Here is a 5,832-nt window from a genome sequence, read left to right on the forward strand (position 1 = left end):
GCTGCGCTCAGGCGCGAAAAGGAATTCCTGCAGGTACCCCAGGATATGTTTGGGCTTGCCGTTGATCATTATGGTTTCGCTGGCGCCGTTGACATTCTCAGCCACGGTTTTTTCCTCATCCAATTGCTCGCGCAGTTGGTCGTAATAAGCGATCTCTAAATTCGTGCCCAGGGTGACTTTACCTCTTTGCGGAGCAAGCTTACCCAAAAGGATCCGTAAAAGCGTGGTCTTGCCGCTGCCGTTAGGCCCGATCACACCGATCTTGTCGTGGCGCATTATATTTGCTGAAAAATCGCGGACCAGGCATTTGTCGGCGTAACCGAAATGGAGTTGGAAGGCCTTAATCACCTTGTGGCCGGAAAGAGCGGCTTTTTGGGCGCGCATACGCACCAGGCCCTCTTCTTTACGCTGTTCTTTCTTCTCTTGCCTTAAGCGCTCCAGCGCCTTGACCCTGCCTTCATTACGGCAGCGCCTGGCCTTAACCCCTTGACGGATCCAAACCTCTTCCTCCGCCAGTTTTTTATCGAAATGCTTCCACTCCGATTCCTCGATATCCAGCGCCGCCTGCTTGCGCTCTAAGAATGTCTTATAATCGCAGGCCCAGCTAAAGAGCCTGCCCCGGTCAAGCTCGACTATCCGGGTCGCCAGATGCTGCATAAACATCCGGTCATGGGTTACGAAAAACACCGTGCCCGGATAATTCGCCAGAAATCCCTCCAGCCAATTGATCGAATCTATATCCAGGTGGTTTGTCGGCTCGTCCAAAAGCAGGATCTCAGGCTTTAACGCCAGTTCCCTGGCTAAAAGCACCCTGCGCTTCTGCCCTCCGGACAGGTCCTGAAAATCGCTGTCCCCGTCAATCTTCATCTGGGAAATAACCTGTTCCACCTGGCTGTTCACATCCCAGCTTCCGGTTCGATCCAGCTCCGCTTGAACGTCATCCAGCTGACGGAGCAATTCCGGGGTATGCTCGGTATGCAGGCGGTGCGTAAGTTGATGATACCGGCTTAAAAGGTTCGCCCGCTCGCCCAGCCCGGAAAGGACAATATCATAGACATTGCCTTTCATATCCACGGACACTTCCTGGGGCAGATGCGCGACCTGTATACCTTTTTGCAGGACTACTGAACCGTCATCAGGCTCGAGATCGCCGGACATTACCTTCATCAAAGTGGTTTTGCCCGCGCCGTTACGGCCAAGCAAAGCCACCCGCTCGCCCGGCTCCAATTGCAGGTTCAAGCGGTCGAAAACAAGCGGACCGCTGAACTTCAGGTTGATCTCCTGTAAACTGATTAACGCCATAAAAACCCCTTATAAAAATATCGACGCGGATAATTGTTTAGATTATTTTCAATGGCCGGACAGATGCGAATATAGACAAGACTACAACGAGGAACTCCTAGGATCCAGCGATACGCTCAATAATACCGTTGATCGCGTTATTTTCTACCGCGGCGGAATCCCGGATTTTTGCCGCCGGGCCTGTGATTTCCCCTGCCCTGGGGTTTATCGAAATTGCGGAATTTGGAAAACCCGCCTTCCCGCGGATTACGCTCGAACTTGGGCTTAAATGACCCCGGGCCTTCTTTATGTTTGGAGAAACATTCCTTGCAGTATACCGGGCGGTCTCCGGTAGGCTTAAACGGGACTTCGCACTGGGTCCCGCAGTCAGCGCAGATAGCCTTGTTAAAGCTTCTTTCCCGGAAATTATTATCGCGCTCTCCCCTGTCGAAACGCCGCGGGGCGTCATATCTCTGGAAAGGACGGGAAAAGTTGCTGCTCACAGGAGGCCTTTCCACGGAACGGCTGATCAAGGCGTCGATCTTTCCCTCCAAAGAAACCAACTGCTGCTGCATCTTAAGGATAAGATCGGTCATATCCGGCGCGATCTGCGGTTCGACTTGCGGCTCATTATGAGGTTCAACTGCGGCGCTTTTGCGTTTAGCGGTCTTTTTTTTCATTTTGCTCCTTATCCGGTTAAAACAGCTTGGTAAATTACCACTCGATATTAGACATTCTACAACAGCCTTATTTTAGCACCGGGAATAAGTTAAACAACTAATATTATTGCTTTACCCTCCCGCATCAATAAATTCCGCAATTTGTTGTATCAATACATACCACCCGGCGATGTTATGAATCAGGGATCTATTCCTGAGGTCAGAAGAAATCTCCAGAGATTAATCCATCCAGGAACATAGTCATCACCTTTACCGATTCCGCCTGTTCTATCCGGTCAATTCTAACAGCCTTCCCGGCGATACTCGCGCAATAACCGCATTTATCACAGGGAATTAATCTGCAATCGTGGTTTTTGAAGAAATCCAGGAAACCATCCAGTTTCCTATTGTCAATATAAAGCTTCTCCTGGAACAACGCCTGATTCAAGGCTGCCAGCCTGCTGACATCGATCAATTCCGGTCGATTAAGATACTGCATTTTTATTTGATTCCAATCAGCAGGATCGGTAAAGGTAAACAGTATTTTAGCCAAGTTACCGTCGTATCGTCTGTCGCTATAAGCCTTCACTCTTCTTACCAACGCTTCTGTAGTCATGCACCTGTCACACAGCTTGAATCGCTCTATTCCGATGGCCTCATATTCATGGACATCTTCGGGGCGTATAAATTGAGCCCTGATGAATTCGGCCGGGTTCTTAACCTTGCGCAAGGTACAGTTGACAATACAATATTCAACAAAGAAATTCTTATTAGGATCACCCTGCGTAGTGCCATGCCCCTGCTGGTTAGCATGCAAAGGAGCGAATGGACATCCGCTTAAACAGGTAAGGCTGGCAATCAATTGAAGCTCACAGTCAATATTATCTTTCAGCGCCCTCAACATCTTGAAGTCCCTGTTGATAGTCCTGTTGACCAGGGTAATCTCATCGGCCCCCAGATCCTGCCACCATTTCGCGCAATCCAGGTTATCAACTATAGAAAATAAAGATACACAGGTTTTCAAGCGGGGAAAATGTTTTTTGACCATCTCTAATAAAGAAGGCAAAGCGACACTAACGGCTTCTGCCCCTGTAGAATCTATCCACTCCAAGTACTCCATAATATCCCTATAGCCATCCCTGGTAAATTCCTTATTCCCCATACAACTGGTGTTTATGCAGTAATTGAACTTTATTCCGTTCGCCTTTGCCAACCTTATGTGCTCTTCGGCCCGTTTTCTATCCACCTCCGGCAATAGATACGACATCCTGCCGCTGCCTACCGCGGAAAGAGTAATTGCCCCGTATAACCAGTCCACCTCGGGATAATCTTTAACGCGTATTATCAATTCATCATCCCAATTCGTCGGCACAAATAATTTCATACTTCCCTCTCTTTCTTAATTGTTATCCGGATTTGCGCGGTTATTGCGGCATGCTTATACAAAACAAAACCGCCGCAACAACTTTCGTTATTACAGCGGGTTAACAATTCTAAACTCCTCCTTCAGGAAAAACCGCATAATGAGAAAAATACAGTTATTTATGCGACTTAAAACTTATTAAGATATCGCAATTCCCCAGATCAGACCTTATATCCTTATCTAACTTATTCGCCAGTTTTTCAATTTCAAATACGCTAAGATTATCCTTTACAGTAAGGATTATATCCAGAAAGATCTTTTCCCCTGCCTTGCGCATCCTTAGCCTGTGAACGCCCAGAGAGTCCGGTTTACGCATATCCACGATCCCTTTTATTCTGGCATAACTGTCGTCCCTGGGGACCGCGTCTAAAAGTTCACGGACATTGTGTATTACGGTCTTAAACGGCACCCAGACAAGGATCAACGCCAAGGCTATAGCCATAACCGGGTCCACATAAGGCGTTATCTTAACGTAACCCGCGCGTTGCAGCAGCAGCCCCAAAAGAAAACCAAAACAAACCCCAAAAGACAACACCGTGTCCATATACCAGTGCAAACCGGCTGCCCGCAACATATTTGAACCCGTATTCCGGGATAATCTTTTTAAATAAAGCGTGATAAATACCCCCAAAATGCTTGCCGCGAATGTCGCGGCCACAGGCAAAAAATGGTTTGCGATATCTTCCGCGTGGATAATATCCTGGATAGCGATCTTTATGGCAAAAAGACAAGCCGCAAAGATCAATATCCCCTGTACGGATGCGGTAAGCGGCTCATATTTGTTATACCCGAAGTTATACGTTTCATCGGCGGGCCTGTGAATTTTACTGATAGAAAAATTCATAAGGAATGCCACCCCCAATATAACCAGGCTTGCCGACGCGTCTAAAATCAAGGTAACCGAATCAACAGCGATCCCGGCAACGGCGGAAATAAGGAACAGGGTTATAGACCCGGCCATGGAGACCTTGACAGCCAGCATCTGCCGGCGCTTTGTTTCCGCCATAGGGTCCGCGTTTTTTATTTGCATATGCCTTATCCTCTCTCGCGCAGACTGTATTTACAGTTTGAAGTAAATAAACTCTCCGGCCCTGTTCAGGAACTTGCGGATACCCAGCTTTATCATTGCCCATCTAAAACACGGGCCTTTCGTATACTTTTCCCCAAGCTCCGCTATTCTTTTCCTGGCCAATATGGAATACAGCTTGTAACCGGCGAGATCATTCTCAATAAAATGCTCCGGCTTTCTAACCCGGATAAAAACGCCCATTCCAGGATCCTCTTTCTCTATCTTCTCTATTTTGCAATCGCTGAATATACGCTCCATATCATCGATCTCGTAACGCCAGAAGTCGTATGGATGGCCATGGTAAGGGAAATACGCCGACCGGGTGGTTATCACGATCAGCCCTCCGGGCCTGCAAACCGCCTTCATATTATGTACCGCCCTGCGCCAATCGCGCACATGCTCCAATAACTCGGTGGATATAATCACATCAAAACTATGCTCGCCGAAACGCGCAGCAATATCATTAACGTCGCAGACAATATCAACCCCGGATCCGGCGGATATATCAACGCCGATATACTCTGCCGGCTCATATACTTCCACAAAAGGCCTTATACTCCCGTTCACGGAAGACGAGCCGGCCTCCAGCACTCTTTTGCCGGCGACCTCGGCTCTTTTAAGCGAGGTCAATACGAATGTCGCGCAATTCAAATTCATTTTATTTCTCCCGGTGAAAATATTGTATTTGATTCATTGTATTCCAAATAAAAACCCGCCGCAACAACTTTTCCCCGCGCCCTTTTCGGTTTTGACCCTATTTTAAAAAACCGAAACCTTTTATTTTCAACTAAAAAGCCCTTTTCTACATCACAGAAAAAGGGCTTTTAGAAGATAAGCTCCCCCCTATTGGACGAATTCCACAACTGGTGTATGACGGAAGGAACAAAAAGACTGCTTAGTGAATTAAATCTTGCAACCGCAGTTCTTATTTTGTAAGGTTTCCCTTTGTTTTTTACGAGAATCTACAAATGCGGATTGTTTTTCAATACCGATGGCGAGCCTATGATTAAGCTTACTGTAATGACTGTATCCCCTGCTTTTCATTTCCTCGACAAGGATCTTGTGTCTTAAATAGAGCGCTGCTAATTTACCTTTCCATCTCAAAGTTTCCGGATGTCTAGAATACCCTTTTTTATTCTTTGTTAAAACAGACCATATTGCGTGTAATTCCCTATGTTCTCCCAATAAATGATTACGGCATAATTTTTTTGGTGTGACATCCCAAATTCTCATATTTTTATTATATACAAAACAAAACCCTCTGCAAGTATTTTACTCGCAGAGGGTTAAAATTAAAAACTCCTCTTGGTGTTTCTCAACGAACTATTTCTATAATCTTACCGAATTCTATTCATGGTTGTAAAAATAAAGATCTTTAGGTCCCGCCCGCTTGGCCGCGG

6 protein-coding genes are annotated in these 5,832 nt (G+C 46.7%); all 6 read right to left on the minus strand.

What is annotated here, in order from left to right:
• The coding region (locus M0R35_07540) for an ATP-binding cassette domain-containing protein (protein MCK9595509.1) at positions 1 to 1,302 on the minus strand (1,302 nt) is incomplete at its 3' end.
• Between the two features lie 137 nt (positions 1,303 to 1,439).
• Positions 1,440 to 1,961 carry a hypothetical protein gene (locus M0R35_07545; GenBank protein ID MCK9595510.1) on the minus strand — a complete coding sequence of 174 codons (522 nt, stop codon included), beginning with the start codon at positions 1,959 to 1,961 and terminating at the stop codon, positions 1,440 to 1,442.
• 199 nt (positions 1,962 to 2,160) lie between these two features.
• A complete protein-coding gene (locus M0R35_07550) occupies positions 2,161 to 3,324 on the minus strand; it encodes a U32 family peptidase (protein ID MCK9595511.1) in 1,164 nt (387 codons plus the stop codon).
• A gap of 154 nt (positions 3,325 to 3,478) precedes the next feature.
• Positions 3,479 to 4,393 carry a cation diffusion facilitator family transporter gene (locus tag M0R35_07555; protein ID MCK9595512.1) on the minus strand — a complete coding sequence of 305 codons (915 nt, stop codon included), beginning with the start codon at positions 4,391 to 4,393 and terminating at the stop codon, positions 3,479 to 3,481.
• Between the two features lie 30 nt (positions 4,394 to 4,423).
• Positions 4,424 to 5,089 (minus strand): class I SAM-dependent methyltransferase, encoded by a 666-nt coding sequence (locus M0R35_07560; protein ID MCK9595513.1) that lies wholly within the window; start codon positions 5,087 to 5,089, stop codon positions 4,424 to 4,426.
• Between the two features lie 246 nt (positions 5,090 to 5,335).
• The gene (locus M0R35_07565) at positions 5,336 to 5,665 is read right to left on the minus strand and encodes a pyrimidine dimer DNA glycosylase/endonuclease V (protein ID MCK9595514.1); all 330 of its coding nucleotides are present in this window, start codon (positions 5,663 to 5,665) and stop codon (positions 5,336 to 5,338) included.
• Positions 5,666 to 5,832 lie beyond the last annotated feature (167 nt).

This window comes from Candidatus Omnitrophota bacterium, from assembly GCA_023227985.1.
In the GTDB taxonomy this organism is placed as follows: Bacteria; Omnitrophota; Gorgyraeia; order Gygaellales; family Profunditerraquicolaceae; genus JALOCB01.